Source organism: Rhodobacter capsulatus SB 1003 (genome assembly GCF_000021865.1).
GTDB lineage: Bacteria > Pseudomonadota > Alphaproteobacteria > Rhodobacterales > Rhodobacteraceae > Rhodobacter > Rhodobacter capsulatus_B.
Window position 1 is genome coordinate 854949 of record NC_014034.1, and the last position, 26322, is coordinate 881270.

The following is a 26322-nucleotide window of genomic DNA, read 5'->3' on the forward strand; positions in this document are numbered from 1 at the left end:
GCAAGATGAGATGGCGTTGAGAGATGAGCGGGTGACGCTGGCACATGGCGGCGGTGGCAAAGCGATGCGGGATCTGATCGAGGAGGTCTTCACCTCGGTCTTTCAGCCGCCCGGCATGGAGGATCAGGCGCGGCTGACCGAGGCGGCGCTGGCCGAGCCGGGCGCGCGGCTGGCCTTTACCACCGACAGCTATGTGGTGACGCCGGTCGAATTTCCGGGCGGCGACATCGGCAAGATCGCGGTCTGCGGCACGGTGAACGATCTGGCCGTGGGGGGGGCGCGGCCGCTGTGGCTCTCGGCGGCCTTCATCCTTGAGGAGGGGACCGAGGTGGCGCTGTTGCGCCGCATCGTCGCCACGATGGCGCGCGAGGCGGAAGCGGCCGGGGTGCGGATCGTCACCGGCGATACCAAGGTCGTGGGCCGCGGCGCCTGTGACGGGGTTTTCGTCACCACCTCGGGCGTGGGCGTGATCCCGCCGGGGCGGGAGATGGCGGCCGGGCGGGTCCGGCCGGGCGATGTGGCGATTGTCAATGGCGTGCTGGGCGATCATGGCGCGACGATTCTGGCGGCGCGGGGGGATCTGGCGCTGACATCGGACATCGAGAGCGATTGCGCCGCGCTGGGCCATCTGATGGCCGATGTGATCGCCGCGGCGCCGGGGATCCGCGCGGCGCGCGATCTGACCCGGGGCGGGCTGGCCTCGGCGCTGAACGAGATCGCGCAGACGGCGGGCTGTGGCCTTGTGATCGAGGAAACCGCGCTGCCGCTGCGCCCCGAGGTGGTGGGCCTGTGCGAGATCCTGGGGCTGGACCCGCTTTATCTGGCGAACGAGGGGCGGCTGGTGGTCTTCGTGCCCGAAGCCGAGGCCGCCGCGGCGCTTGCGGCGATGCGGGCGCGGCCCGAGGGCGCGGGGGCTTGCGTCGTCGGGCGGGCGGTGGCAGAGCACGCGGGACAAGTGCGGATGCGCACGGCCTTTGGCGGGGCAAGGATCGTCGACATGCTGGTGGGTGAGCAATTGCCGCGGATTTGTTGAGCGGCGGGCCGGGGCGGCGGGCGCCGCGCCGGAGGCAGATCGAAAGACGTTGACAGCGGGGGGCCGAAGGCTTCTCATTCGAGGGAAATTCACTGGTTTCGCAGGGCCTTCGCAGAAAGCGCAGGCAAGCGGATCCGGCGAAGACGCAAGGGCAGGGCCCGGAAAGGAGCGATCATGATGGACGTTCCTGCGCCAGAGACGGACATGCAAGGCGGGCAGGGGGCCGCGGCTTCGGCCGCGCCGGAGCCCCGCGCGGTGGTGGCGATCGGCGCCTCGGCCGGGGGGCTTGACGCGCTCGAGCGGCTTTTCGACGGGCTGCCCGCCGATACCGGCGCGGCCTATGTGGTGATCCAGCACCTGTCGCCCGACCACAAGTCGATCATGGCCTCGCTGCTGGCGCGGCATACGAAAATGCCGGTCGTCACCGTCGAGGACGAGATGGAACTGGCCGCCGACACGGTGTTTCTGATCCCGCCCGCGACGATCATGACGCTGGAGGGACGGCATCTGCGGCTGGCGCCCAAGGATCGCCGCGTGCTGTCCTTGCCGATCGACGCGTTTTTCACCTCGATGGCGGCGGGCTTTGGCAGCCGCGCCGTGGCGGTGGTGCTGTCGGGCACCGGCTCGGACGGCACCCGCGGCGTTGGCGCGGTGCATGCGGCGGGCGGCGTCGCCATCGCGCAGGATCCGCGCGACGCGCGCTTTGACGGCATGCCGCGTTCGGCCATCGCGACGGGCTTCATCGATTCCGCGCTGGGCATCGAGCGGATCGGCCCCTGGATCGCTGATTACCTGATCCGGCGGCCGCGGCTGGGCCAGCTCACCGGGGCCGAGCGTCCCGATGGCGCGACGGGCGTGGCGGTGGATGACGACCGCGTCGCCGTGGGCCAGTTCGACGGGCTGGAACCGGCCGAGGCCCTGGGCCGGATCGTCGAGATCCTGTCGCTCTCGGGCGAGGTGAATTTCCTTGATTACAAGCCCGGCACGGTGCAGCGCCGGATCGAGCGGCGGATGGGCGTGCGGCAGGTGCCGGACCTGACCTCCTATCTGGAACTGCTCACGCATGACCGCACCGAGCTGGCCAGCCTGCGCCGGGAAATGCTGATCCCGGTCACCTCGTTCTTCCGCGATCCGGACTCCTTTGCCGAACTGGCGGAAAAGGTGATCGATCCGCTGGTGGCGCAGGCGGCGGTGGGCTCGACGCTGCGGGTCTGGACGGCGGGCTGCGCGACGGGCGAGGAAGCCTATACGCTGGCGATGCTGTTCTTTGACGCTTTCGAGCGGGCGGGGCGCTGGCCGACGCTGAAGATCTTTGCCACCGATGTCGAGCCGATGAACATCGAGACCGCGGCGGCCGGGTTCTTTGCCGAAACCATCGCCGCCGATCTGCCGACGACCTTTCTGGAACGCTTCTTCACCACCCGCGGCGGGCAATACACGATCCGTCCCGAGATCCGGCAGACCATCGTTTTCGCCCGCCACAACCTGTTGTCGGACCCGCCCTTCACCCGGATGGATCTGGTCACCTGCCGCAACACGCTGATCTATTTCCGCCCCGAGGCGCAGGAACGCGCGCTGCGGCGGATGCATTATGCGCTGCGCACCGGGGGCTATCTGTTCCTCGGCGGCTCCGAGGCGCTGGTGCAGGTGCAGGACGATTTCTCGGTGCTCTCGGCCCGGCACCGGATCTGGCAGGCGCTGCGCCCGGGGGCCGCGCCGCTGACCGACCGCCGCGCCGGGCTTTACGTCACGCCGCGCCCGCCGCGCACCCGCGCCGACAATGCCCCCGTCACCGCGGTCGAGCGCGGCTTTGCCACGCTTTCGCGCACCTACGCGCCGCCGCCCGCGCTTCTGGTCAACAGCCACCACGAGATCCTGCATTCCTACGGCGAGGTCAGCCGCTTCATGCAGATGCGCGAAGGCGCCGCCTCGCTGGAAATCGGCCGGATGCTGGTCGAGCCGCTTCTGCCCGTCGCCTCGGCGCTTTTGTTCAAATCGGCGCGGCTGGGCGAGGAAGCCGCCTCGGATTCGATCCCGATCGCCGAGGGCATCCTGGGCCCCGATCCCATGCGGCTGCGGCTGCGCGTCGTGCCGGTCAAGCAGGGCACCGACAGCGACGAGGGGCGGCTTTACATCCTCGCCTTCGAGCCCGACGAGGGCCCCGATGACGGCATTTCCGGCATCGACATCGACCGCGAGGTCGGCGCCCGCATCGAGATGCTGGAAGCCGAGCTGGCGATGACGCGCGAAAGCCTGCAGGCGATGATCGAGGAGCTGGAAACCTCGAACGAGGAATTGCAGGCGACGAACGAGGAGATGATGGCCTCGAACGAGGAGCTGCAATCGGCCAACGAGGAATTGCAGTCGGTCAACGAGGAACTGAACTCGCTCAATGCGGAATATCAGGAAAAGATCGACCTGCTGAACCGCTCGAACGCCGATCTGGACAGCCTGACCGAGATCATGGCGATGAGCACGATCTTTGTCGACAGCGAGCTGACGGTGACGCGGTTCAGCCCCGACGCGGCAGAGCTGTTCCGCATCCGCGATGTCGATGTCGGCCGCCCGCTGGGCGATCTGACGCATCGGCTGGATTATCCGGCGCTGCTGGATGATCTGCGCCGCACGCTGCAGGGCCAGTCCCGCACCGAGCGCGAGGTCTCGGGGCTGAACGGGCGACATTATCTGGTGCGGATGCTGCCCTATCGGGTGCCGTCCTCGGCGGCGCAGGGCGCGGTGGTGACCTTTGTCGACATCACCCAGACCCGCAACCTGCAGCTGTTGCAGGCGGTGATCGACGGGCTGGCCGAACATGTGGCGGTGCTGGACGGGCATGGCGACATTCTGCTGGTGAACGCCGCCTGGACCCGGTTTGCGGCGGATAACGGCGATCCGGGGCTGGCCCATACCGGGGTCGGCACGAATTATGTCGGCCGCTGCGACATCGGCGAGGCGGCGATCGATTCCGGCTATGCGAAACGCGCGGTCGAGGGGATCCGCAGCGTCCTGACCGGCAAGCAGCGGCATTTCACCATGGAATATCCCTGCGATGCGCCGGGGCAGCCGCGCTGGTTCGTGATGCATGCGCGCCCGCTCGATGGCGCCCGCGGCGGCGCCGTGGTCAGCCATATCGAGATCACCCGCTGGCACAACCAGACCGAAGCCAGCCCCGAGACCAGTTCCGGGGGCCTGCCCGGATCTGACGGGACCGGAGCCGACGGGGGGGCGCCGCGCGCATGAGCTCTTCGCCCGGAAGGATCGATGCCGATCTGGCGGGGGGCTTCGGCCACGATCTGGTGACGCTGACCGAGTTGCAGTTCCGTCAGGTCGAGGGCGCGCTGACGGCGGCGGGTCTGGATGAGGCGGTGCTTCTCGGCTTCAACCGGCTGCGTCTGGGCGTTGTCGAACAGGCCGCCGCGCTGGGCCAGCTGATCGAGGAGGGGGCGCGTCAGCAAGCCGATCTGGAGGCGATGCACCGGCTCTTGCGCGACGCGCCGGTGCCGATCCTCAGCATCGATGCGACGCTGGGCCTGCATTATTCGAACGAGGCGGCGCGGCGGTTTCTGGGCGAAAGCTTCGAGCAGAACGGCGGGGCGGCGCTGCGCCGGTCGCTGACGCGGCCGCAGATCGGGCGGCTGTCGGCGGCTTTGGCGCGGGCGGGCGATCCGGCGGCGCCCGCGGCGGCGGATCTGACCCTTGTCTTCGCCCTGGCCCCCGGGCAGACCCGCCGGGCGCAGGCGGCGCTGTTGCGGGCGCGCAAGCCGCAGCCCGAGACCCCCGGCCGCTGGTGGCTGCTGCTGCTGCCCGACCCCGGTTCCGCGCCGGAAACCAGCCCCGGAACCGATCCTGCGCTGGCGCATGCGGGCGCCGATCTGCGGCGGCTCTTGCTGGATGCCTTCCCCGATCCGGTCAGCGTCACCGATGCCGACGGCCGGGTCTGCCTGGTGAACCGGGCTTTCCTGCGCGCCAACGGCCGCAGCGAGGCCGAGGTGATCGGCCAGCTGCCGCAGGATTTCCTGCCGCTGATCGAGGCGCTGCATGCCGCGCAGCTGGATGCCCGGGTGCGCAGGACGCAAAGCGGGATCACGCTGGAACAGACGCGGCTGCGCCCGGCGGACAGTCTTGCGCCGCCGTCCCGGACGGTCTCTGCGGGCGGATGGGAACGGCTGCGCACGGAAAAGATGCCGCTCTTCGACGATTTCGGCGCTGTCGTCGGCGTCGTGACCCGCAGCCATGACGTGACCGAGGAAGTCCGCGCCCGCGAGCTGGCCGAGATGGTCTTCGACCAATCCTCGGAGGCGATCGTGCTGACCGATCCCGATCTGCGGATCCTGCGCGCCAATGCCGCTTTCGAACAGGTGGCGGGCTTTGGTCAGGCGCGGCTGCTCGGGCGGCTGCTCGAGGGGCTTCTGGTCGCGATGGCCGCGCCGGGGCCGGGTCCCGCGACAGAGACGAGCGCACCGCAGGACGGCTGGCTGGCCGAGCTGCGCGCGCGCGGCCTCTGGCGCGGCGAGGCGGTGCTGCGTTCCTCTGAAGGCAAGTCGATGATCTGCTGGAGCCGGATCACCCGTCTGGCCGATGCTTCGGGGCGGGTGCTGGGCCATGTGGCGATGTTTTCCGACCTGACGCCCTTGCGGCAGGCGCAGGCGGACAACCTGCGGCTGGCGAATTACGACCTGCTGACCGGGTTGCCGAACCGCACCCTCTTGGGCGAGCGGATCGACGGCTGGATCGAACGGGCGGGGCATGGCGGGCGCGGCTTTGCGGTGCTTTTCATCGATCTCGACCAGTTCAAGTCGGTCAATGACACGCTGGGCCATGAAACCGGCGACATGCTGCTCTCGGCGGTGGCGCAAAGGCTGCGGATCGGCGCCGGGGCGGATCATTTCATCGCCCGGATCGGCGGCGACGAATTCGTGCTGCTTTTGCGCGACACCGGCGCCGAGGCGGCGCAGCGGCAGGCGCTGGCGCTGCTCGAGGCGCTGGCGCTGCCGATCGACCTGCCGGGGCTGCATCAGTATCGCCCGGCGGCGACGGTGGGGATCGCCTGTTTCGGCGCCCATGGCGACAGCCGCGACGTGCTGTTGCGCAATGCCGATCTGGCGATGTACGCGGGCAAGATGAGCCGTCGCACGGTGATGCTTTACGAACCGCAGATGGGGGTCGAGGCGGCGCGCGAGCTGGATTTGCGCCATGCGCTGGCGGGCGCGGTCGAGCGCGGCGAGATGGTGCTGCAGTTCCAGCCGCTTTTCGGTCTGCACGACCGCGGCCTGCGCGGCTGCGAGGCGCTGATCCGCTGGAACCGCCCCGGCCGCGGCCTGATCACCCCGGGCGATTTCCTGCCCGTCGCGCAGCGGGCGGGGCTGATGCCCGCGCTCGATCGCTGGGTCTTCGGCGAGGCGACGCGGACCCTGTGCCGCTGGCGCAAATCCGGGCGGGTGGGGGCCGACTGGCTGATGTCGATCAACCAGACCGCCGCCGATCTGGCCGCGCCCGACTGGGCCGAGGCGCTGACCGGCTGCGCGGGCTGCGCCTGCGACTGCACCGGGCTGCAGATCGAGCTGACCGAGGATCAGCTGGCCGACCGGGTTCCGGGCGCGGTCGAGGCGCTTGGGCGGTTGCGCGCGCGCGGGCTGCGGCTGGCGATCGACGATTTCGGCGCCGGCTATTCCTGTCTGGCCTATCTGGCGCGGCTGCCGGTCTCGATGCTGAAGATCGACGCGCATTTCGTGCGCGGCATCGAGGCGGACCGCAACGCCCGGCTGATCGTCGAGGCGATCACCGGGCTGGCGCGGCGCTTCGGCTATGCGACGCTGGCCGAGGGGATCGAGACCGAGGCCGAGGCGGCGACGCTGGCGGCGATGGGCTGCGACATGGGGCAGGGGTTCCTGCTGGCGCCGCCGCTTTCCGCCGCGGCCTTCGAGGCGCGGTTTCTGGGCCCGCCGCTCTAGCCCGCCTTTCGCCCCCCTGTCCTTTCGCCCGCTGTCCTTTCGCGCCCTGTCCTTTCGCCGCGGCCGCCCTATCCTTGGAAAAGCTGCAAACCCCGGCTCGAAAGGAGCAAGATCATGTCGAACCTGCCGCCCTCGCCGCTTGGCACCTCGAAGAATTATCTGATCGCGATCGGCGTGGCCCTGGTGCTGGGCGGGTTCGAATTCTTCGGGATCTGGCGCCACGAGGAACGCGCCAAGGCCCAGGCCGCCGCCACCGCCGCCGCGACGGCGAAACCGGCCCCCGCCAGCTCCGCTCCCGCCCATTCGGCGCCTGCGAACTGAGGGCACGCAAACAGGCGCGGTTTCCCGCGCCTGCCTGTCCGTCCGGGGGCAGCGGGGGCGCTATCCCTTTTTGACGGCCTTCAGCTTGTCGATGCCCAGAAACTTCATCGCGGCCTTTTCATAGAAGGTCTCGGAGGTCCCGCGGCGCAGCTTGTGCATGAAATAGCGCTCGAACCCCTCCTTGGCCCAATGCACCCATTTGCCCTGGCTCGACCAGTTCACGTTGCGCGGCGGGATCTGCGGCTGCGCGACAAAGGCGATGCCCTGATCGCCGAAATCGGCCAGACAGACGGCGTTCCAGCTGCCGACCTCGTCGGCCTCAAACCCGCGCACGATCCGGCCGATGTTGTGGGCGGTGGCGGTGACCATGCTTTCGATCATGAAGCCGGTCTTCGGCACGCCGCAGGGCACCGGCGTCGGCCCGATCGGCGGGATCGCCACGCAGACGCCGACCGCGAAGACGTTCTTGAAGGTCGGGTTCTGCTGGTGCTGATCGACGATGACGAAGCCGCGCGGATTGACCAGCCCCTCGATCCCCATCAGCGCCTTGATGCCGCGGAACGCGGGCAGCATCATCGCATAGCCGAAGGGCAGCTCTTTCTCGGGCTTGACCGTGCCGTCCTCGGTCACCTCCTCGACCACCATCTTGCCCTTTTCGACGCGTTTGATCCGGGTCGAGGTCATCCATTTGATGTGCTTGTCGCGCAGGTTGCCTTCGAGCAGGCCCTTGGTGTCGCCCACCCCGTCCAGCCCCAGATGCCCGACATAGGGCTCCGAGGTGACGAAGGTCATCGGCACCTTGTCGCGGATCTTGCGCTTGCGCAGCGCGGTATCAAGGATGAAGGTGAATTCGTAAGCCGGGCCGAAGCAGCTGGCGCCCTGCGCCGCGCCGATGAGGATCGGGCCGGGGTTTTCGCAAAAGCGGTCAAAGGCCAGACGCGCCTCCTCGGCATGGTCGATATGGCAGATCGATTGCGTGTGGCCCTCGGGGCCGAAGCCCTCGATCTCGTCGAAGGCCAGTTCCGGGCCGGTGGCGATGACGATCTGGTCGTAGCTGACCGACTGGCCGTTTTCCAGCTCGACCCGGTTTTCCGCCGGATGCAGGCGCTTCGCTGCCACCGGGATGAAGTCGATGTTCTTGCGCGCCATCGTCGGCGCAAGGTCCACGGTGATCTCCTTGCGGTCGCGCCAGCCCACCGCCACCCAGGGGTTCGAGGGCACGAAATGATACATCGGGTCCTTGGTGATGACGGTGACCTTGTCTTCCTTGCGCACCTGTTCGCGCAATTCATATGCCATGATGGCGCCGCCCAAACCGGCACCCAGAACCACGATATGAGCCATCTGTCCCTCCCCGAACTGGCTGTCGGGCCGAAGCCCGTATATGCACATATGAGAATATGAATAGGCAACCTGTCAAGCGGGAAGATCGGTCCCGCGGATCAGGCGAAAAAGAAAGGGGCGGACCAGCGTCCGCCCCACAACCTTAGCATGAATTTGCGTCAGGTCACTTCGGCATTTCGGCCTTGATGCCCTCGACGAAGAAGTTCAGACCGGCCAGCTCGCCATCTTCGGGGGTCTTGCCCTCGGCCAGCCAGTCCGAGCCGTCCTGCTTCTTCAGCGGGCCGGTGAACGGGTGATAGGAGCCGTCGGAGATCTTCGCGATCAGCGCCTCGGCTTCGGCCTTCACCTCGGCGGGGACCGCCTCGGTGATGTCGCCGATCTTCACCATGCCGGTGCCGATGCCGCCCCAGGTGCCTTCCGAGGCCCAGCTGCCATCGACCAGCGCCTGGGCGCGCTTGATGTAATAGGGCGCCCAGTTGTCGATCGTCGAGGCGACGCGCGGCGAGGGCTTGAAGGCTTCCATGTCCGAGGCCTGCCCGAAGGTGAAGACATTGCCCGCTTCCTGCGCCTTCGCCTGCGGTGCGGTCGAGTCGGTGTGCTGCAGGATGAAATCGCAGCCCTCGGCGATCAGCGCGGCGGCGGCGTCGGCCTCTTTCGCCGGGTCGAACCAGGTATAGGCCCAGACCACCTTGATCTCGACATCCGGGTTCACCTTTTTCGCGTGGATATAGGCGGCGTTGATGCCCTGGATCACCTCGGGGATCGGGAACGACCCGATGTAGCCGATCTTGTTCGTCTTCGTCATCCGGCCCGCGATCGTGCCCTGCACCGCGCGGCCTTCGTAGAAGCGCGCATCATAGGTGGCCAGGTTCTCGGCGCGCTTGTAGCCCGTCGCGTGCTCGAACTTCACGTTCGGGAATTTCGCCGCGACATTCACCGTCGCATCCATGAAGCCAAACGAGGTCGCGAAGATCAGCTGGTTGCCCTCGAGCGCGAGCTGGGTCAGGGCGCGTTCGGCATCCGGGCCTTCGGGCACGTTCTCGATGAAGGAGGTGACGACCTTGCCGCCCAGCGCCGCCTCCATTTCGCGGCGGGCGACGTCATGCTGATACGACCAGCCCATGTCGCCCACCGGGCCGACATAGATGAAGCCGATCTTCAGCGGATCGGCGGCGGCCACCGGCAGGCCGACGGCGGCAAGCGTCGCGGTGGCGGCGGTGGTTTTCAGGAAGGATCTGCGGTCCATGGGAGCTTCCTTGTTGCGGGCGGATGCCCGGGTTTGGCCTCAGCTCGAGGCGTGGAACGACCGCCCCAGCGCCGCCGGCGCGGCCGGTGCCCCGTGGCGGTGGGTTGCGGACAGGATCACCAGCACAAGGACGGTGATCACGTAAGGCGCCATGGTCAGGAAATGCACCGGGATCGCATAGCCCGCCGCCTGCAGCTGCAGCTGCAGCGCGGTGATGCCGCCGAACATATAGGCGCCGATCAGCACGCGCTCGGCCCGCCAGCTGGCAAAGACGACGATGGCAAGGGCAATCCAGCCCGCCCCCGCGGTCATCCCCTCGGTCCATTGCGGCACGCGCACAAGCGACAGGTAAGCGCCGCCCAGCCCCGCCAGCGCGCCGCCAAAGGCCAGCGCCGCACAGCGCATGGCGATGACGCGATAGCCCAGCGCATGGGCGGCATCGTGGTTTTCGCCGACCGCGCGCAGGATCAGGCCCAGACGCGCATATTTCAGAAACGCCCAGACCCCGGCCACCAGCGCAAGCGAGACATAGACCATCCAGTCATGCCCGAACAGGATCGGCCCGATCACCGGCAGATCGGCGAGCGGCCCGAAGGGCATCTTGCCGGTCGCAGGCGGGCGCACGCCCTCGAACCCCTTGCCCGCAAGGGCCGAAAGCCCCAGCCCGAACAGCGTCAGCGCAAGGCCGGTGGCGGTCTGGTTCGACAGGAAGACCTGTGTCAGCAGGGCGAAAAGGCAGGCCAGAAGCGCCCCCGCCAGCGCGCCGCCCGCAAAGCCCAGAACCGGGCTGCCGGTGCCGACGGCCATGGCAAAGCCCGCGACGGCGCCGACGATCATCATCCCCTCGACGCCCAGGTTCAGCACGCCCGCCTTTTCCGCGACGAGCTCGCCCGTCGCCGCGAGAAGAACCGGCGTCGAGGCCGCCATCAGCGCCGCGATCAGGGTGACGATATCAATGCCGCCAATCATTTCGAGCCCTTTCCGACGCGCAGACGGTACTGCGTGAGCAGGTCGAATCCCAAGAGGAAAAACAAAAGCATGCCCTGGAACACCTGAATGGCGGCAGTGGGCAGGCCCAGCATCAGCTGCGCCATGTCGCCGCCGATATAGGTCAGCGCCATCAGAAGCCCGGCCAGCAAGATCCCGATCGCGTTCAGCCGCCCGAGGAAGGCGACGATGATCGCGGTGAAGCCATAGCCCGCGTTGAAACTGTCGGTGATCTGACCCGAGGGGCCCGCCACTTCGAACATCCCCGCAAGACCCGCCAGCGCCCCCGAAAGCCCCAGACAGAACATCACCAGTTTCGCGGGCAGCACGCCCGCGAACCGCGCCGCCCGCGGGGCCTCGCCCGCCACACGGATGCGAAAGCCCGCGATGTGGCGGCTCATCAGCACATAGGTGGCGATGACCGCGACAAAGGCCGCCACGACGCCCCAATGCATGCCGGTGCCCGCGATCAGTTCCGGGTTATGGGCCGAAGGGTATTGCTGCAGGTTGCGCGAGCCGGGAAAGCCGTAGCCCTCGGGGTTCTTCAAGGGGCCAAAGGCCGCCCAGGCGAGGAAATTCTGCGCCACATAGACCAGCATCAGCGACACGAGGATCTCGGACGTGCCGAAAAGCACCTTCAGCACCGCCGGGATCATCCCCCAAAGCCAGCCGCCCAGCGCGCCCGCCACCACCATCGCCGGGAAAAGCCAATGGCTTTCGGCCGGAAAGGCGGCAAGGGCGACCGAGGCCCCGGCCAGCGCGCCGATGATATATTGCCCCTCGGCGCCGATGTTCCAGATCCCCGCGCGGAACCCCACCGCCAGCCCCGCCGCGATCAGGATCAGGGGCCCGGCCTTGACCAGCAGCTGGCCGCGGAAATAGGCGGCATTCGGGCCGAAAAGCGGGTCGTAAAAGATCACCTTGATCGCTGCGACCGGATCCTTGCCCAGAATGGCGAAAAGCACGCCGCCCGCGATCATCGTGGCCAGCACGGCCAGAACCGGCGTGGTGAAGGACCAAAAGCGCGAGGGCGTCGGGCGTTTGACAAGCGTGATCACAGCGCCGCCTCCTGCATGCCATGGGCGCCGCCCAGCATCAGCCCGATCTCTTCCATCGTCAGCCCCTCGGTCGGGCGGGGTTCTGACAGCCGCCCCTCGTTCAACGCGCAGAAGCGATCGGCGATTTCCATAAGCTCGTCAAGGTCTTGGCTGATCACGATCACCGCCGCGCCCTTGGCCGCCAGATCGAGCAGCGCTTGCCGGATGGCGGCCGCGGCGGCAGCATCGACGCCCCAGGTCGGCTGGTTCACCACCAGCACCTCGGGCGCCTGCAGCACCTCGCGGCCAATCACGAATTTCTGCAGATTGCCGCCCGAGAGCGCGCGGGCCGCCACATGCGGCCCCGGCGTGCGGACATCAAAGCCCTTGATGATCTCCTCGGCAAAGCGCCGCGCCGCGCCCATGTTCAGAAAACCGTTGCGCGTCAGCGGCCGACGCACGGTGCCGGTCAGGATCGCGTTTTCCGTGAGACTCAGGTTCGGCACCGCGGCATGGCCCAGCCGTTCCTCGGGCGCCGCCAGCAGCCCCAGACGGCGGCGGTCATTCGGCCCAAGGTCGGAAATATCCTGTTCATGCAGCGTCACCGTGCCCGCGCCCGAGGGCCGTTCCCCGGAAAGCGTCGCCAGCAGCTCTTCCTGCCCGTTGCCCGCGACGCCGCCGATGCCCAGCACCTCGCCCGCGGCCAGGGTGAAGCTGACCTCTTTCAGCGCCGGGCCGAATTGCGTCATCGGCGGCAGGTTCAGCCGCGCGACCTCAAGGATCACCGCGCCGCTTTTCCGCCCGGCCCGGTCGGTCGCGGCAAATTCGCCGCCCACCATCAGCTCGGCCAACTCGCGCGCCGATTTTTCCCGGGGCATGCAGCTGGCCACCACCTTGCCGCCGCGCAGGATCGTCGCGCCGTCGCACAGGCTGCGGATTTCCTCAAGCTTATGGGAAATATAAAGAATCGCCGTGCCCTCGGCCGCCAGCTTGCGCAGGGTGTGAAACAGGATCTCGACCTCTTGCGGGGTCAGGACCGAGGTCGGCTCGTCCATGATCAGAAGCTTGGGGTCCTGCAGCAGACAGCGGATGATCTCGACCCGCTGGCGTTCGCCCGCCGACAGATCGCCCACGATCCGCGCCGGATCCAGCGGCAGCCCGTAAGCCGTGGAAATCGCGCGGATCCGTTCCGCCAGATCGCGCATCGGCGGCGGGTTTTCCATGCCAAGGGCGACGTTTTCCGCAACATTCAGCGCCTCGAAAAGCGAGAAATGCTGAAACACCATCGCCACGCCCGCGGCGCGCGCGGCCCGTGGCTCGGCAGGCGTGTAGGGCGTGCCCAGAAAGGTCATCTGCCCCGCATCGGGCTTCACCAGCCCGTAAATCATCTTCACCAGCGTCGATTTGCCCGCGCCGTTCTCGCCCAAAAGCGCATGCACCTTGCCCGGCGCGACCTCGAACCCCACCCCGTCGTTCGCCACGACCCCGGGATAGGCCTTGGTCAGGCCCTCGATCTTGAGCAGCGACCCTGTCACCCGGTCTGTCCTTCCGTGTTGACGGTCAGCCCGGCATGGCCGACCCGCTCCCTCAGTAGCGCGGCGGCGACGGAAATCGCAATGGCCTGCGGCTCCTTTCCGAGCCGCGGATCGCCTATCGGGCAGGCAATGCGCGAAATTTGCGCGTGCGCGTGCCCCAGATCGCGCAGGCGGCGCTGAAATCTTGACCATTTGGTCTGCGAGCCGATCAACCCGCAGGCAGCAAAGCCATGGCGCAGAATCCGGTGGCACAACTCGAGGTCGAGCGCATGGGAATAGGTCAGGATCAGATGGTGTGCTGACGCGGCGGCAAGCGGCACTAGATCGGCGGGATTTTCGGCAATGACCGGCATGACGGTCTCGGGAATCGGCTCGGGGAATCGGCTTTCGTCGAAATCGGCCCAGCGGATCGACCAGTGGGGCAGGGGGGCGAGCGTGGCGACCAGCGCGCGCCCGACATGACCGGCGCCCCAGATCCACAGCTCCTGCGCCGGGGGGGCAAGGCGTTCGATCAGCCAGCCGTCAAGCAGCAGCGGCGGCCTCTGCCCGCTGTTGCGCGCAAGGCTCAGCGCGCGCTGCACCGCAAGCGGCATGTCGGGGCCGGTCAAGGGCCGGGCATGAAACGGCCCCGCGATCCGCGTCAGGCTTTCGGCATCCAGCGGTTCGAAGGCCAGCGTCACCGCGCCGCCGCAGCATTGGCCCAGCGCCGGGCCGAGCGGAAAGCGGCGCAGGGCGGGGGCGGTCAGGCCGCGGGCGATCGTGATCGCCTCGGCCTCGAGCGTGCCGCCGCCGATCGTGCCTTGGGTGTGATCCGGCCAGACCCGCATCTCGGCGCCGACCTCGCGCGGGGTCGAGCCCCTGGTCTCGACCACCAGCACCCGGACAAAGGGCCCCCTCGCCGCCGCCTGCGCAAGTCCTTGCAGATCAAGGCTCATGCCCGGCCCTCGGCGCGGCGGACGGCGGCCAGAACCGCTTCGGGCGTGGCGGGGGCCTGCAGATCGGGCCAATGCGGACCGCAGGCGGCGCAGGCGTCATGCAGCGCAAGGAAAGCCGAAATCCCCAAAAGGAAGGGCGGCTCGCCCACGGCCTTCGAGCGAAAGATCGTCTCCTCGCGGTTCGGCTGGTCCCACAGCGCGACGTTGAAGATGCGCGGGCGGTCGGAAAAGGCCGGGATCTTGTAGGTCGAGGGCGCGTGCGTCATCAGCCGCCCGCAGTGATCCCAGACCAGTTCCTCGGTGGTCAGCCAGCCCGCGCCCTGCACATAGGCGCCCTCGATCTGGCCGATATCCAGCGCCGGGTTCAGGCTGGCCCCGGCATCATGCAGGATATCGGTGCGCAGGATACGGTTTTCGCCGGTCAGCCGGTCGATCACCACCTCGGTGATCGCGGCGCCATAGGCGAAATACAAAAACGGCCGCCCCTGACCGCGCAGCCGGTCCCAGGACAGCTTGGGCGTCGCATAAAACCCTGTCGCGGAAAGGGAAATCCGCGCCATATAGGCCGCCGCGACGATCTCGGCAAAGCGCCAGGACTTGCCCGACGCCTGCACCTGACCGGCGTCGAAGATCACGTCCCGCGCGGCACAGCCCTCGCGCGCGGCGACAAAACCGGCCAGCCGCCCGCGCAGCGTCTCGCAGGCGTCCTTCACCGCCATCCCGTTCATGTCGGCCCCCGAAGAGGCCGCGGTGGCCGAGGTGTTGGGCACTTTCGAAGTATCGGTCGCGGTGATGCGCACCTGCACCGGGTCAATCCCCAGCACCGCCGCCGCGACCTGCACCATCTTCGCATGCAGCCCCTGACCCATCTCGGTGCCGCCATGGTTGAGCGCCACCGAACCGTCGGTATAGATCTGCACCAGCGCGCCCGCCTGATTGAGATGGGTCAGCGTGAAGGAGATCCCGAACTTCACCGGTGAAAGCGCAATGCCCCGCGCCAAGGTTCGATTTGTGCTATTCCATGCGGCAATTTCGGCCCTGCGCGTCGTGAAATTCGCAGATTTCTGCAAGCGCGTGACCAGCTCGCCCAGCACGCAATCCGCCACCTCCTGACCGTAATGCGTGGTCTGCGTCTTCTTGGTGGCAATAGGCTCGGGGGGGCTCGGGGGGGCAGACAGCCCCCTCTCCGGCGGGTCATAAAAATTCAACGCCCGCAATTCGGCCGGATCCCGGCCCATCCCCCGCGCCAGATGCTCGATCGCGCGTTCCATTCCCAACGCGCCCTGCGGGCCGCCAAAGCCGCGAAAGGCGGTGTTCGATTGCGTGTTCGTCCGCAACCGGTGGCTTTCGATGCGCAGGGCGGGGACGAAATAGCTGCCATCGGCATGCAGCATGGCGCGGTCGCAGACCGGCAAGCTCAGATCCGCCGACCAGCCGCAGCGCGCCAGATGCACGAAATCCGCCCCCAGCAGCTTGCCCGAAGCATCGGCGCCGATCCGGTAGCGGATGCGGAAATCATGCCGCTTGCCGGTGATCACCATGTCATCGTCGCGGTCGTAGCGCATCTTGCAGGGCCGCCCGGTCGCCCGCGCCGCCACCGCGCAGGCAATGGCCAGATGATTGCCCTGACTTTCCTTGCCGCCAAAGCCGCCGCCCATCCGCCGCATCTCGACCCGCACATCGTGAAAGGCCAGACCCAAAGCATGGGCGACCTTGTGCTGGATCTCGGAGGGATGCTGGCTGGAACAATGGATCACCACGCCGCCCTCGGCCGGTAGCGCCAAAGCCGCCTGACCCTCCAGGTAAAAATGCTCCTGCCCGCCGATTTCGAAGCAGCCTTCGGCCAGATGCGCGGCGCCCGCCAGGGCGGTTTCGACATCGCCGCGCGCCCAGATCACCGGCCCGCCCTCGAACCGGCTGTCGGCGGCAAGCGCCTGATCCAGCGTCAGAATGGCCGGGCGCGGCGCATAGGTGATGCGCGCCTTCCGGGCCGCGATCCGCGCCGCGCGATGGCTGGTGGCGGCGACCAGAAAGATCGGCTGGCCGACGAAATGCACCTCGCCCGTGGCCAGAACGGGCTCCGGGCTGGGCGCGGGCGAAGCGTCGTTGTCATGCGGCAGGTCGGCCGCGGTGAAGACCGCGATCACGCCCGGGCTTTCCCGCACCGGCTCCAGATCCAGCCCGGTGATCGCGGCCGAGGCCTCGGTCGACAGGCCAAAGGCCAGATGCAGCGTGTTGGCGGGGCAGGGCAGGTCGTCCAGATACCGCGCCTGCCCGGTCACATGTGCCCGCGCCGAGTCATGCGGCAGCGGTTTGCCGACGCTCATGGCATCACCTCCAGCACCGCGACGGCCTCGCCGGAAAGCTCACGCACATAGCGCAGGGCCATCGCCTGCGCCGCATTCATCCGGTAAGCGGCCGAGGCGCGCATGTCGGACAGCGGCGTGAAATCCTGCGCGAGCAGCGGCAGCGCGGCGGCAATCGTGTCTTCGCGGAAATCCTGCCCGATCAGCGCCGCTTCGAAGGCGGCGGCGCGTTTCGGCACCCCGGCCATGCCGCCAAAGGCGATCCGCGCAGTTTCAATTTTCGAACCTTTCAGGGTCAGATTGAGGCATCCGCAGACCGCGGAAATGTCCTGATCGAACCTTTTCGACAATTTGTAGCAGCGCAGCCCCGGTGCCGATTTCGGCAGGGTGACGCTTTCGACGAATTCGCCCGGACGCCGGTCCTGCTTGCGATACTCGAGGAAGAAATCCTCCAGCGGCATCCTGCGGCGCTCCTGACCGCGGCGCAGGGTCAGGCTTGCTCCCATCGCGATCAGCGCCGGCGGCCCGTCTCCGATGGGCGAGCCATTGGCGATATTGCCGCCGATTGTCGCCACCTGCCGCACCTGTTCCGAGGCGAAGCGGCGCAAGAGACCGGCCAAAGCCGGATGCGGCCCCTCGGCGAAGGCGCGCAGGGCCGCGATGGTGACCCCGGCGCCGATCCCGTATCCGTCCGGGGTTTCCCGGATCTGCGCCAAGTCCTTGCAATGGCTCAGAAACGCCACCTCGGGCAGGTCGCGCAGCGCTTTCGTCACCCAGAGGCTGACATCGGTGCCCCCTGCGATCAGCGTGGCTTCGGGATGGGCAAGATACCAATCGGCCAGCGCATCGCTGGTTTCGGGCAGGAAGGCGGGGGCCGTCTGTCCCCGCACCCCCGAGGATAGTTGCGCCAAGGTGAAAGCGGCATCGGCTTGCAGCCAATCGGCGGGCGGTTCCCCGGCCGCGGCTTCGGCTGCACGCAGGATCGGCGCGTAGCCGGTGCAGCGGCAGAGGTTGCCCGCCAGAAGGTCGTCGTAATCCTTGCGGTCCCGGTCATGCGCCGCGGCCATCGAAACGATGAAGCCCGGGGTGCAAAAGCCGCATTGGCTGCCGTGATGGTCGATCATCGCCTGTTGCACCGGATGCAGGCGGCCATCGGGCGCCGCGATCCCTTCGATGGTGCGCAGCGCCTTGCCTGCGATCTGCGGCAGCATCATCAGGCAGGCATTGACCGCGCGGCTGCCCGCCGCGTCGCGGATCATCACCGTGCAGGCGCCGCAATCGCCCTCGTTGCAGCCCTCCTTGGTGCCGGTCAGCCCCTCGGCGCGCAGCCAGTCCAGCAGGCTTTGGGTCGGATCCTCGATCCGCACCCGCCGGGTTTCTCCATTGAGAAGAAACGCAATTTCCATGGCGTCTTCCGCCGCGATACCGGTTTCCGGCCTCCCCCGCCCGATGCGGCGTAGAGCGGGGGGCTCTCCCTGATCCAGCTTTGCGCAAGGCTTTGGCGCTGGCAAGGATTTCGGCCCGCGGCCGCGTGAAAATGCACCGCATGGTCAATTATTGGGCGGCTTGCCCCGCCCCGTTGCTGCCCGTAGTCTGCGGCAATGAGTGATCCCCGATTCATCCACCTGCGCGTGCACACCGAATATTCGCTGCTTGAGGGCGCGGTTCCGGTGAAGAAGCTGATCAAGCTCTGCGACGCGATGAACATGCCCGCCATCGCCGTGACCGACACCAATGCGATGTTCGCGGCGCTGGAATTTTCCGTTCTGGCGCAAGGGGCTGGGTTGCAACCGATCGTCGGCTGCCAGGTTTCGGTCGCCTATGAGGTCGCGGCCCCCGGCGAGAAGCCGCGCCTGCCCGCGCCGGTCGTGCTGCTTGCCCAGAACGAGGCGGGCTACATGAATCTGATGAAGCTTTCCTCCTGCCTTTACGTCGACAAGGGCGGGCAGCTGCCGCAGGTGACGCTTGAGGATCTGGAGGCCCATGCCGAGGGGCTGATCTGCTTGAGCGGCGGGGCCGAGGGGCCGGTGGGCAAGCTTTTGCAGCACTCTCAGGCGGGCAAGGCGCGGCTGTTGATGGAGCGGCTGGCGGCCTGTTACCCGACCCGGCTTTACGTCGAGCTGCAGCGCCATCCGGGCGAGGGCGGGCAGCTGACCGAGGGCGAGCGGATGACCGAGCGGCCCTTTGTCGAAATGGCCTATGACCTCGGCCTGCCGCTGGTGGCGACGAATGACGTCTACTTTCCAAAATCCGACATGTACGAGGCGCATGATGCGATGATCTGCATCGCCGAGGGCGCCTATGTCGATCAGATCGAGCCGCGCCGCCGCCTGACGCCGCAGCATTATCTCAAGACCGAGGCCGAGATGGCGGCCTTGTTTGCCGATCTGCCCGAGGCGCTTGAAAACACGGTTGAAATCGCCAAGCGCTGCGCCTTTGCCGCGTTCAAGCGCAAGCCGATCCTGCCGCGGTTCGCCGATGACGAGGTGGAGGAACTCCGCCGTCAGGCCTGGGAGGGACTGCGCGCAAGGCTGGCCGTGATACCGCATGCGGTGCCGGTTGCCGAATACGAAGAAAGATTGAAATTCGAACTTGGCATCATCGAACAGATGGGCTTTCCCGGCTACTTCCTGATCGTGGCCGACTTCATCAAATGGGGCAAGTCGCAGGGGATTCCGGTCGGTCCGGGGCGGGGGTCCGGGGCGGGGTCGCTGGTGGCTTACGCGCTGACGATCACCGACCTTGACCCGTTGCGCTACAGCTTGCTGTTCGAGCGCTTTCTGAACCCCGAGCGGGTCTCGATGCCCGACTTCGACATCGACTTCTGCATGGATCGCCGCGAGGAGGTGATCAAATATGTGCAGGGCAAATATGGCCGCGACAAGGTCGGGCAGATCATCACCTTCGGTGCGCTTTTGTCCAAGGCCGCGGTCCGCGACGTCGGCCGGGTCTTGCAGATGTCTTACGGACATGTCGACAAATTGTCGAAAATGATCCCGGTCGAGGGGGTGAAGCCGGTCTCGATCGAAAAGGCGCTGGCGGACGAGCCGCGCCTGCGCGAGGCGGCGAAATCCGAAGAGGTGGTGGCGCGGCTTCTGAACTATGCCCAGGCGATCGAGGGGCTGTTGCGCAACGCCTCGACCCACGCGGCGGGGGTGGTGATCGGCGACCGGCCGCTCGATGCGCTGGTGCCGCTTTATCAGGACCCGCGCTCGGACATGCCCGCGACCCAGTTCAACATGAAATGGGTCGAACAGGCGGGGCTGGTGAAGTTCGACTTTCTGGGGCTGAAGACGCTGACGGTGATTCAGAACGCCGTCAACCTGATCCTCAAATCCGGCCGCCCGCTGCATGTAAACCCTTTGGGCGAAACGCTTTATACGCCCGCCGAGGGGGCCGCGAACGAGATCAACCTGATCCCGATCGACGATGCCAAGACCTATGAACTTTACGCGGCGGCCAAAACGGTCGCGGTGTTCCAGGTCGAATCCACCGGCATGATGGATGCGCTGCGGCGGATGAAACCGACCTGCATCGAGGATATCGTGGCGCTGGTGGCGCTCTATCGTCCCGGCCCGATGGAGAACATTCCGACCTATTGCGAGGTGAAACACGGGCTGCGGCCGCTGGAATCGCTGCATCCGACCATCGACCCGATCCTGAAGGAAACGCAGGGCATCATCGTCTATCAGGAACAGGTGATGCAGATCGCGCAGGTCATGGCGGGCTACAGCCTTGGCGGCGCCGACCTTTTGCGCCGGGCGATGGGGAAGAAAATCGCCGAGGAAATGGCAAAGGAGCGTCCGAAATTCATCGAGGGCGCCAAGGCCACGCACAACATCGACGCGAAAAAGGCGGGTGAAGTCTTTGACCTGCTGGAGAAATTCGCGAACTACGGCTTCAACAAGTCGCACGCCGCCGCCTATGCGATCGTGTCCTATCAGACCGCCTGGCTGAAGGCGAACCACCCCGTCGAATTCATGGCCGGGGTGATGAACTGCGATATCCATCTGACCGACAAGCTGGCGATCTACACCGCCGAGGCGCGGCGGGGGCTGGGGATCGAGGTGGTGCCACCCTGCGTGAACCGCTCGCTCGCCACCTTTGACGTCGTGGATCAGAAGCTGATCTATGCGCTCGGCGCCTTGAAGAATGTCGGCGTCGAGGCCATGCGGCTGATCGAAAAAGCCCGCGAGGACAAGCCCTTCCGCGATCTGGTCGAGTTCGCGCGGCGCTGCGATCTGAAACGGATCGGCAAGCGGCCCTTGGAGATGCTGGCGCGGGCCGGGGCTTTCGACAAGCTTGATCCGAACCGCAAACGCGTGTTCGAAAGCCTCGAATCGCTGATGGCCTGGTCGGCGGCGGTGGCCGAGGCGAAATCCTCGGCGCAGGTGTCGCTGTTTGGCGAGGCGGGCGACGATCTGCCGCCGCCGCGGCTGGCCGATACCGACGACTGGCTGCCGGGCGAACGTCTGGCCGAAGAGCACAAGGCCATCGGCTTTTATCTTTCGGGCCATCCGCTTGATGACTATCTGCCTGCTTTGAAACGCAAAAAGGTGCTGACCCTGGCCGATGTCACGGCCAAGGCGCTGGGGCAGGGGCCTTTCATCGGCAAGATCGCGGGCCAGGTCGCGGCGCGGTCGGAACGCAAATCGGCCAAGGGCAACCGCTTTGCCTTCGTGTCGCTTTCGGACCCCACCGGCCCTTACGAGGTCACGGTTTTTTCCGACACGCTCGAAGCCTGCCGCGCGCATCTGGAGCCGGGGCAGGCGGTGGTGCTGACGGTCAAGGTCGATGTCGAGGGCGAGACGGTGAAGATGCTGTGCCAGACCGCGGCGCCGATCGACACCGTGGCGAGCGACGCCGGGGCCGGATCGGGGCTGCTGATCCATCTGGAAACGCCCGAGGCGGTCTCCTCGGTGGCTGCACTTTTCGAACGTATTGCCGCGGAAGGACGGGTGAAATCGCGCGGACAAGTGACCTTTTCCGTCTTTGACCCGGAAAAGCGCCGTCGCTATCAGATCACCGCCGGACGTGAGCTGCCGGTGAACCCGCAGGTCAAGGGCGCTTTGCGCAGCCTGCGCGGCGTGGTGCAGGTGGAGGAAGTCTGAGCCCGCCTACCAATGCGGCGGCTTTTGATCGGCCAGGGGAATCGCCCCGCCTGCGGCAAATTCGCGCTCGGCCTCGCGCTCGACCAGCATGCCCAAAAGCCGCGACATCCGCTCGATGTCGCGCCCCTGCGCCGCCAGAACGTCGCTCAGCTCGTCCACGGTCTTGCGCAGATGCGCCAGTTCTTCCTCGGCGCGCTCGATCCTGTCGCTCATTTGCCCTCTCGTGCTTGCCGGGGTGGCCCCCATCCGCTACACCCTCGCCCGAGAAACGATCGGGTGCAAGACCATGTCCAGCGAGAAGAAACCGCGCCGTCCGAAGGCCGAGACGCCCAAGGGGTTCCGCGACTATTTCGGCGCCGAGGTGACCGAGAGGGCCGCGATGCTGTCGACCATCGCCGAGGTTTACCGCGCGCATGGCTTCGATCCGCTGGAAACCTCGGCCGTGGAAACGGTCGAGGCTCTGGGCAAGTTCCTGCCCGATGTCGACCGCCCGAACGAAGGCGTCTTTGCCTGGCAGGACGAGGGCGGCGATTGGCTGGCTTTGCGCTATGACATGACGGCGCCCCTGGCCCGCGTCGCGGCGCAGTTCCGCAACGACCTGCCCAGCCCCTATCGGCGCTACACGATGGGCCCGGTCTGGCGGAATGAGAAGCCCGGCCCGGGGCGGTTTCGTCAATTCTATCAATGCGATGCGGATACGGTGGGGGCGGCCTCGGTTGCCGCCGATGCCGAGATCTGCGGCATGCTTTCTGACGCTTTGGAAGCGGTGGGCATCGATCGCGGCGATTACGTCGTGCGGGTCAACAACCGCAAGGTGCTGAACGGCGTGATGGAAGTGGCGGGGGTGCTGGACCCCTCCGACCCGGATCGCTTCGCCGAGGAACGCGGCATCGTGCTGCGCGCTATCGACAAGTTCGACAAGTTCGGCGAGGCGGGCGTGCGCGCGCTGATGGGCAAGGGGCGGCTGGACGAGTCGGGCGATTTCACCAAGGGCGCGGGGCTTTCGGACGCGCAGGCCGATGTGGTGATGGGCTTCATGGAGGCCAAGCGCGACACCGGCGCCGCGACGGCCGCGCGTCTGCGCGAGCTGGTTTCGGGTTCGGCGCTGGGCGCGGCAGGCGTTGATGAGCTTGAATTCATTGCGCAAATTCTGGACGGTCAAGGCTATGGCCCGGACCGTATCGTGATCGACCCCTCGGTCGTGCGCGGGCTTGGCTATTACACCGGGCCGGTGTTCGAGGCTGAACTGACCTTTGAAATCCTGGATGAAAAGGGCCGCAAGCGCAGCTTCGGCTCGGTCGCGGGGGGCGGGCGGTACGACGATCTGGTGAAGCGCTTCACCGGGCAGGAAGTGCCCGCGACCGGCGTTTCGATCGGCGTCGACCGGCTTCTGGCCGCTTTGCGCGCCAAGGGACGGATCGGCGGCGCGGCGCAGGGCCCGGTTGTCGTGACCGTGATGGACCGCGACCGGATGGGCGACTATCTCGCCATGGCCGCGACGCTGCGCCGGGCGGGCATCCGCGCCGAGGTCTATCTGGGCAACCCGAAAAACTTCGGCAACCAGCTCAAATATGCCGACAAGCGCGAAAGCCCGGTGGCGATCATCCAGGGCGCCGACGAGGCTGCCCGCGGCGTCGTGCAGATCAAGGACCTGATCCTGGGCGCGAAGATCGCGGCTTCCGCCAGTGTTGAAGAATGGAAAGCGCAACCGGCTCAATTCGAGATTCCGACCGGGGAAATGGTTGCAAAAGTGCAAGAGGTTCTTGCGCGCTACGGGGTGAAGTGATGGCATCCAAGGCCGAGGCGCGATCCATCGGGCAACGGCTTCTGGCCGCTTTCGAAGCCGCCGGGGCCGTCGAAGTCACCCCCGACATCCTGCAACCGGCCGAGGCGCTGCTTGACCTTTATGGCGAGGATATCCGCGCCCGCGCCTATGTCACCGCAGACCCCCTGCGCGGCGAGATGATGGCGCGTCCCGATTTCACCGTGCCCGTGGTGCAGGCCCACATGGCCGAGGGGGCGGAACCCGCCCGTTACGCCTATATGGGCGAGGTCTTTCGCAAGCAGGATCATCGCGGCAGTGCCCGCGTGGCCGAATATTTTCAGGCGGGCTATGAAATCTTTGACCGCGAAGACCCCGAAGCCGCCGATGCCGAGGTTTTCGCGCTTTTCGCCAAGCTGCTGAAACCGCTCGACCTTTCTGCGACCATTGGCGATATCGGCCTGTTGCGCGCGGCGGTCGAGGGGCTCGACACCCTGCCTGCGCGCAAGGCCGCGCTCGCCCGGCACATCTGGCGCCCGAAGCGCTTTCATCGGCTGATGGAGCGCTATGCCGGGCTGGTGCCGGTGCCCGAAAGCCGCGCCGAGTTGCTTTCGGGCGCGACCTCTGACGCGCCCTGGATCGGCCTGCGCGCGCCCGAGGAAATGGCCGCCCGCATCGCGGTGCTGCAGGCCGATGCCGAGACCGCGCCGATTGCCGCCGAGGATGTGGCGCGGCTTGATGCGCTTTTCGCGCTGCGCTGCACCGCCGACCGGGCGCCGGCGCAGTTGAACGACCTTGGCATCGCCGCGCTGGCCCCGGCGATTGCGCGGCTCGAACGGCGGCTGGCGGCGCTTGACGCGCGCGGCATCGACCTGACGGCGCTTGCCTTCGAGGCGAGCCACGGCCGGACCACGATGGAATATTACGACGGCTTCGTCTTCAGCTTCGAGACCGCCGATCCGGGCTTTCCGCCCATCGCCTCGGGCGGGCGCTATGACGCGCTGACCCGGGTTCTGGGCGGCGGGCGCGAGATCCCGGCGGTGGGCGGCGTGATCCGCCCGGGCCTTGTCGCAGACCTCGGGGGGCTGGCATGAGCGCGATCAAACTGGGCGTGCCCTCCAAGGGGCGGCTGATGGAGCAATGCTTCGACTGGTTCGCGGCGCGCGGTCTCACGCTCAAACGGACCGGGTCGGACCGCGAATATGCGGGCGCGGTCGAAGGCGCGGAAGCTGTTGAACTTGTTCTGCTTTCGGCGGGCGAAATCCCGCGCGAGCTGGCCGCGGGGCGCATCCATCTGGGCGTCACCGGTTCGGACCTCGTGCGCGAGAAACTGGCCGATTGGGAAACCCAGGTCGCCGATCTGGCGCCGATGGGCTTTGGTCATGCCGATCTGATCATCGCCGTGCCCGCCTGTTGGGCCGATGTCGACACGCTCGAAGACCTTGATGCGGTGGCGCATGCCTTCCGCGCCGCGCATGGTCAGCGGCTGCGGATCGCGACGAAATATCATCGCCTGCTGCGCGAGTTTCTGGCGCGCGAGGGGGTGGCGGACTGGCAATCGGTCGACAGTCAGGGCGCGACCGAGGGGACGGTGAAGAACCTCACCGCCGAGGCCGTGGCCGATATCACCTCTTCGGGGGAAACGCTGCGCGCCAACCACCTGAAGATCCTGTCGGACGGGCTGATCCACCAAAGCCAGGCGACGCTTTTTGCGGCGCGCGCGGCCGATTGGACCGGGCTGGAAGCGCCCTTCGCCGCGCTGTGCGCGCAGCTTGGTGTGAACGCGCCGAAGCTCTGATCCCCGCTTTCGGCCTCAATAGCCGCGGGTGCGATCGACCAGATGCAACGGCGCCTCGCCCGCCTCGAAACGGCGGATGTTTTCCGCAATCACCCGCGCGGCCGAGGCCGGGCGGGTCTCGGCCGCGATATGCGGGGTGACGGTCACCTTCGGATGCGCCCAATAGGGATGTTCGGGCGGCAGCGGTTCCACCCGGAACACATCGAGCGTCGCATGGCCGATCTGCCCGGTCTCCAGCGCCGCCAGCAGCGCCGCATCGTCAATCAGCGTGCCGCGGCCGGGGTTCAGGATCGCCGCGCCACGGGGCAGCAGCGCCAGCGTTTCGGCATTCAGAAGATCGGTCGTCTCGGGCGTGTTCGGCAGCACGGTGACCAGGATCTCGGCGCGTGACAGCGCCGCGCGCAGACCCTCGGCGCCCGAAAGGCAGGTGATCCCGGGCAGGGTCTTCGGCGTCCGGCTCCAGCCCGTCACCTGGAAGCCAAGCGCCGCCAGCGTCGTCGCACAGGCGCCACCCAAAGCGCCAAGGCCCAGCACCACGACCGAACGATCTTGCGCCAAGGGCGGCACATGGCCCGCCTGCCGCCAGATACCGTCCTGATGCGACAGGAAAAAATCGATGTTCAGATGGGCGCGCAGCACATGGCCCGTCACCCATTCGACCATGCCACGCTCCAGCCCCTGATCGACCATCCGGCACAGGGGCTGCGTCAGCGTCGGGTTGCCCACGACGCGTTCCACCCCGGCCCAAAGGCTCAGCACCGCTTTCGTGCGCGTGTAGGCGGTGAAATCCTGCACCGGGCCACGCGGGCTGTAGACGATGTAATCGACCGATCCCGGATCGACCGGCGGCAGCACCAGCCGCGCGGCAATCCCGGCCTCGGCCAGGGCCGCGGTCAACGCCCCCTCATAGGCGGGCCAGTTCTGGGTCCGGTCGGCGAAAAGGACGGTCAGCATGA

At 67.2% G+C, this 26322-nt stretch carries 18 protein-coding genes; 8 read left to right on the forward strand and 10 right to left on the reverse strand.

Features of this window, described 5'->3' with window-relative positions; genetic code table 11:
* Nucleotides 1-10 precede the first annotated feature (10 nt).
* The 4 genes from hypE (at nucleotide 11) to RCAP_RS03930 (ending at nucleotide 7305) form a co-directional block, all read left to right on the forward strand.
* Nucleotides 11-1033: a hydrogenase expression/formation protein HypE gene (gene hypE / locus RCAP_RS03915; protein ID WP_013066525.1), complete on the forward strand. Its 1023-nt coding sequence runs from the start codon at nucleotides 11-13 to the stop codon at nucleotides 1031-1033.
* A 174-nt stretch (nucleotides 1034-1207) separates the two neighbouring features.
* On the forward strand, nucleotides 1208-4273 hold the full coding sequence (locus tag RCAP_RS03920) for a CheR family methyltransferase (protein WP_013066526.1): 3066 nt from the start codon (nucleotides 1208-1210) through the stop codon (nucleotides 4271-4273).
* A complete protein-coding gene (locus tag RCAP_RS03925; protein WP_013066527.1) occupies nucleotides 4270-6984 on the forward strand; it encodes a putative bifunctional diguanylate cyclase/phosphodiesterase in 2715 nt (904 codons plus the stop codon). Before RCAP_RS03920 ends, RCAP_RS03925 begins: the two co-directional genes overlap by 4 nt.
* A gap of 114 nt (nucleotides 6985-7098) precedes the next feature.
* Nucleotides 7099-7305, forward strand: a complete 207-nt coding sequence (locus RCAP_RS03930; RefSeq protein WP_013066528.1) for a hypothetical protein — start codon at nucleotides 7099-7101, stop codon at nucleotides 7303-7305.
* A 60-nt stretch (nucleotides 7306-7365) separates the two neighbouring features.
* Here RCAP_RS03930 and RCAP_RS03935 read toward each other — a convergent pair whose 3' ends face one another.
* The 8 genes from RCAP_RS03935 to xdhA all read right to left on the reverse strand — a co-directional run bounded on the left by RCAP_RS03935 (nucleotide 7366) and on the right by xdhA (nucleotide 18101).
* Complete coding sequence (locus tag RCAP_RS03935) at nucleotides 7366-8649, reverse strand: NAD(P)/FAD-dependent oxidoreductase (RefSeq protein ID WP_013066529.1); 1284 nt, start codon at nucleotides 8647-8649, stop codon at nucleotides 7366-7368.
* A gap of 163 nt (nucleotides 8650-8812) precedes the next feature.
* On the reverse strand, nucleotides 8813-9895 hold the full coding sequence (locus RCAP_RS03940) for a BMP family ABC transporter substrate-binding protein (protein ID WP_013066530.1): 1083 nt from the start codon (nucleotides 9893-9895) through the stop codon (nucleotides 8813-8815).
* A gap of 39 nt (nucleotides 9896-9934) precedes the next feature.
* Nucleotides 9935-10864, reverse strand: a complete 930-nt coding sequence (locus RCAP_RS03945) for an ABC transporter permease (RefSeq protein ID WP_013066531.1) — start codon at nucleotides 10862-10864, stop codon at nucleotides 9935-9937.
* Nucleotides 10861-11940, reverse strand: coding sequence for an ABC transporter permease (locus RCAP_RS03950; protein ID WP_013066532.1), 1080 nt, complete (start codon nucleotides 11938-11940; stop codon nucleotides 10861-10863). The genes RCAP_RS03945 and RCAP_RS03950 overlap by 4 nt, the downstream gene beginning before the upstream one ends.
* Entirely contained in the window at nucleotides 11937-13454 is a 1518-nt protein-coding gene (locus RCAP_RS03955) for an ABC transporter ATP-binding protein (protein WP_013066533.1), read from the reverse strand. The genes RCAP_RS03950 and RCAP_RS03955 overlap by 4 nt, the downstream gene beginning before the upstream one ends.
* On the reverse strand, nucleotides 13451-14389 hold the full coding sequence (gene xdhC, locus RCAP_RS03960; RefSeq protein WP_013066534.1) for a xanthine dehydrogenase accessory protein XdhC: 939 nt from the start codon (nucleotides 14387-14389) through the stop codon (nucleotides 13451-13453). The genes RCAP_RS03955 and xdhC overlap by 4 nt, the downstream gene beginning before the upstream one ends.
* Nucleotides 14386-16716, reverse strand: a complete 2331-nt coding sequence (xdhB, locus tag RCAP_RS03965; RefSeq protein ID WP_013066535.1) for a xanthine dehydrogenase molybdopterin binding subunit — start codon at nucleotides 16714-16716, stop codon at nucleotides 14386-14388. The genes xdhC and xdhB overlap by 4 nt, the downstream gene beginning before the upstream one ends.
* Nucleotides 16713-18101: a xanthine dehydrogenase small subunit gene (gene xdhA, locus RCAP_RS03970; protein ID WP_013066536.1), complete on the reverse strand. Its 1389-nt coding sequence runs from the start codon at nucleotides 18099-18101 to the stop codon at nucleotides 16713-16715. Before xdhA ends, xdhB begins: the two co-directional genes overlap by 4 nt.
* Nucleotides 18102-18296: 195 nt before the next feature.
* Here xdhA and dnaE point away from each other — a divergent pair, with 195 nt between their 5' ends.
* Nucleotides 18297-21806 carry a DNA polymerase III subunit alpha gene (dnaE, locus tag RCAP_RS03975; protein ID WP_013066537.1) on the forward strand — a complete coding sequence of 1170 codons (3510 nt, stop codon included), beginning with the start codon at nucleotides 18297-18299 and terminating at the stop codon, nucleotides 21804-21806.
* A 6-nt stretch (nucleotides 21807-21812) separates the two neighbouring features.
* Here the strand turns inward: dnaE and RCAP_RS03980 are convergent, their stop codons facing one another.
* Nucleotides 21813-22019 carry a SlyX family protein gene (locus tag RCAP_RS03980; protein ID WP_013066538.1) on the reverse strand — a complete coding sequence of 69 codons (207 nt, stop codon included), beginning with the start codon at nucleotides 22017-22019 and terminating at the stop codon, nucleotides 21813-21815.
* A 73-nt stretch (nucleotides 22020-22092) separates the two neighbouring features.
* Between RCAP_RS03980 and hisS the strand changes: the two genes are divergently transcribed.
* The 3 genes from hisS to hisG are packed head-to-tail and all read left to right on the forward strand — an operon-like array spanning nucleotide 22093 to nucleotide 25366.
* A complete protein-coding gene (gene hisS / locus RCAP_RS03985) occupies nucleotides 22093-23592 on the forward strand; it encodes a histidine--tRNA ligase (RefSeq protein ID WP_013066539.1) in 1500 nt (499 codons plus the stop codon).
* Entirely contained in the window at nucleotides 23592-24662 is a 1071-nt protein-coding gene (locus tag RCAP_RS03990; RefSeq protein ID WP_013066540.1) for an ATP phosphoribosyltransferase regulatory subunit, read from the forward strand. The genes hisS and RCAP_RS03990 overlap by 1 nt, the downstream gene beginning before the upstream one ends.
* Complete coding sequence (gene hisG, locus RCAP_RS03995; RefSeq protein WP_013066541.1) at nucleotides 24659-25366, forward strand: ATP phosphoribosyltransferase; 708 nt, start codon at nucleotides 24659-24661, stop codon at nucleotides 25364-25366. The genes RCAP_RS03990 and hisG overlap by 4 nt, the downstream gene beginning before the upstream one ends.
* A gap of 15 nt (nucleotides 25367-25381) precedes the next feature.
* Here hisG and RCAP_RS04000 read toward each other — a convergent pair whose 3' ends face one another.
* Nucleotides 25382-26320 (reverse strand): 2-hydroxyacid dehydrogenase, encoded by a 939-nt coding sequence (locus tag RCAP_RS04000; protein WP_013066542.1) that lies wholly within the window; start codon nucleotides 26318-26320, stop codon nucleotides 25382-25384.
* Nucleotides 26321-26322 lie beyond the last annotated feature (2 nt).

Excerpts from the sequence above, each read along its gene's own strand:
- hypE (WP_013066525.1), top strand. The coding sequence starts at position 11 with ATGGCGTTGAGAGATGAGCGGGTGACGCTGGCACATGGCGGCGGTGGC.
- RCAP_RS03920 (WP_013066526.1), top strand. The coding sequence starts at position 1,208 with ATGATGGACGTTCCTGCGCCAGAGACGGACATGCAAGGCGGGCAGGGG.
- RCAP_RS03925 (WP_013066527.1), top strand. The coding sequence starts at position 4,270 with ATGAGCTCTTCGCCCGGAAGGATCGATGCCGATCTGGCGGGGGGCTTC.
- RCAP_RS03930 (WP_013066528.1), top strand. The coding sequence starts at position 7,099 with ATGTCGAACCTGCCGCCCTCGCCGCTTGGCACCTCGAAGAATTATCTG.
- RCAP_RS03935 (WP_013066529.1), bottom strand. The coding sequence starts at position 8,649 with ATGGCTCATATCGTGGTTCTGGGTGCCGGTTTGGGCGGCGCCATCATG.
- RCAP_RS03940 (WP_013066530.1), bottom strand. The coding sequence starts at position 9,895 with ATGGACCGCAGATCCTTCCTGAAAACCACCGCCGCCACCGCGACGCTT.
- RCAP_RS03945 (WP_013066531.1), bottom strand. The coding sequence starts at position 10,864 with ATGATTGGCGGCATTGATATCGTCACCCTGATCGCGGCGCTGATGGCG.
- xdhC (WP_013066534.1), bottom strand. The coding sequence starts at position 14,389 with ATGAGCCTTGATCTGCAAGGACTTGCGCAGGCGGCGGCGAGGGGGCCC.
- xdhB (WP_013066535.1), bottom strand. The coding sequence starts at position 16,716 with ATGAGCGTCGGCAAACCGCTGCCGCATGACTCGGCGCGGGCACATGTG.
- xdhA (WP_013066536.1), bottom strand. The coding sequence starts at position 18,101 with ATGGAAATTGCGTTTCTTCTCAATGGAGAAACCCGGCGGGTGCGGATC.
- dnaE (WP_013066537.1), top strand. The coding sequence starts at position 18,297 with ATGAGTGATCCCCGATTCATCCACCTGCGCGTGCACACCGAATATTCG.
- RCAP_RS03980 (WP_013066538.1), bottom strand. The coding sequence starts at position 22,019 with ATGAGCGACAGGATCGAGCGCGCCGAGGAAGAACTGGCGCATCTGCGC.
- hisS (WP_013066539.1), top strand. The coding sequence starts at position 22,093 with ATGTCCAGCGAGAAGAAACCGCGCCGTCCGAAGGCCGAGACGCCCAAG.
- RCAP_RS03990 (WP_013066540.1), top strand. The coding sequence starts at position 23,592 with ATGGCATCCAAGGCCGAGGCGCGATCCATCGGGCAACGGCTTCTGGCC.
- hisG (WP_013066541.1), top strand. The coding sequence starts at position 24,659 with ATGAGCGCGATCAAACTGGGCGTGCCCTCCAAGGGGCGGCTGATGGAG.
- RCAP_RS04000 (WP_013066542.1), bottom strand. The coding sequence starts at position 26,320 with ATGCTGACCGTCCTTTTCGCCGACCGGACCCAGAACTGGCCCGCCTAT.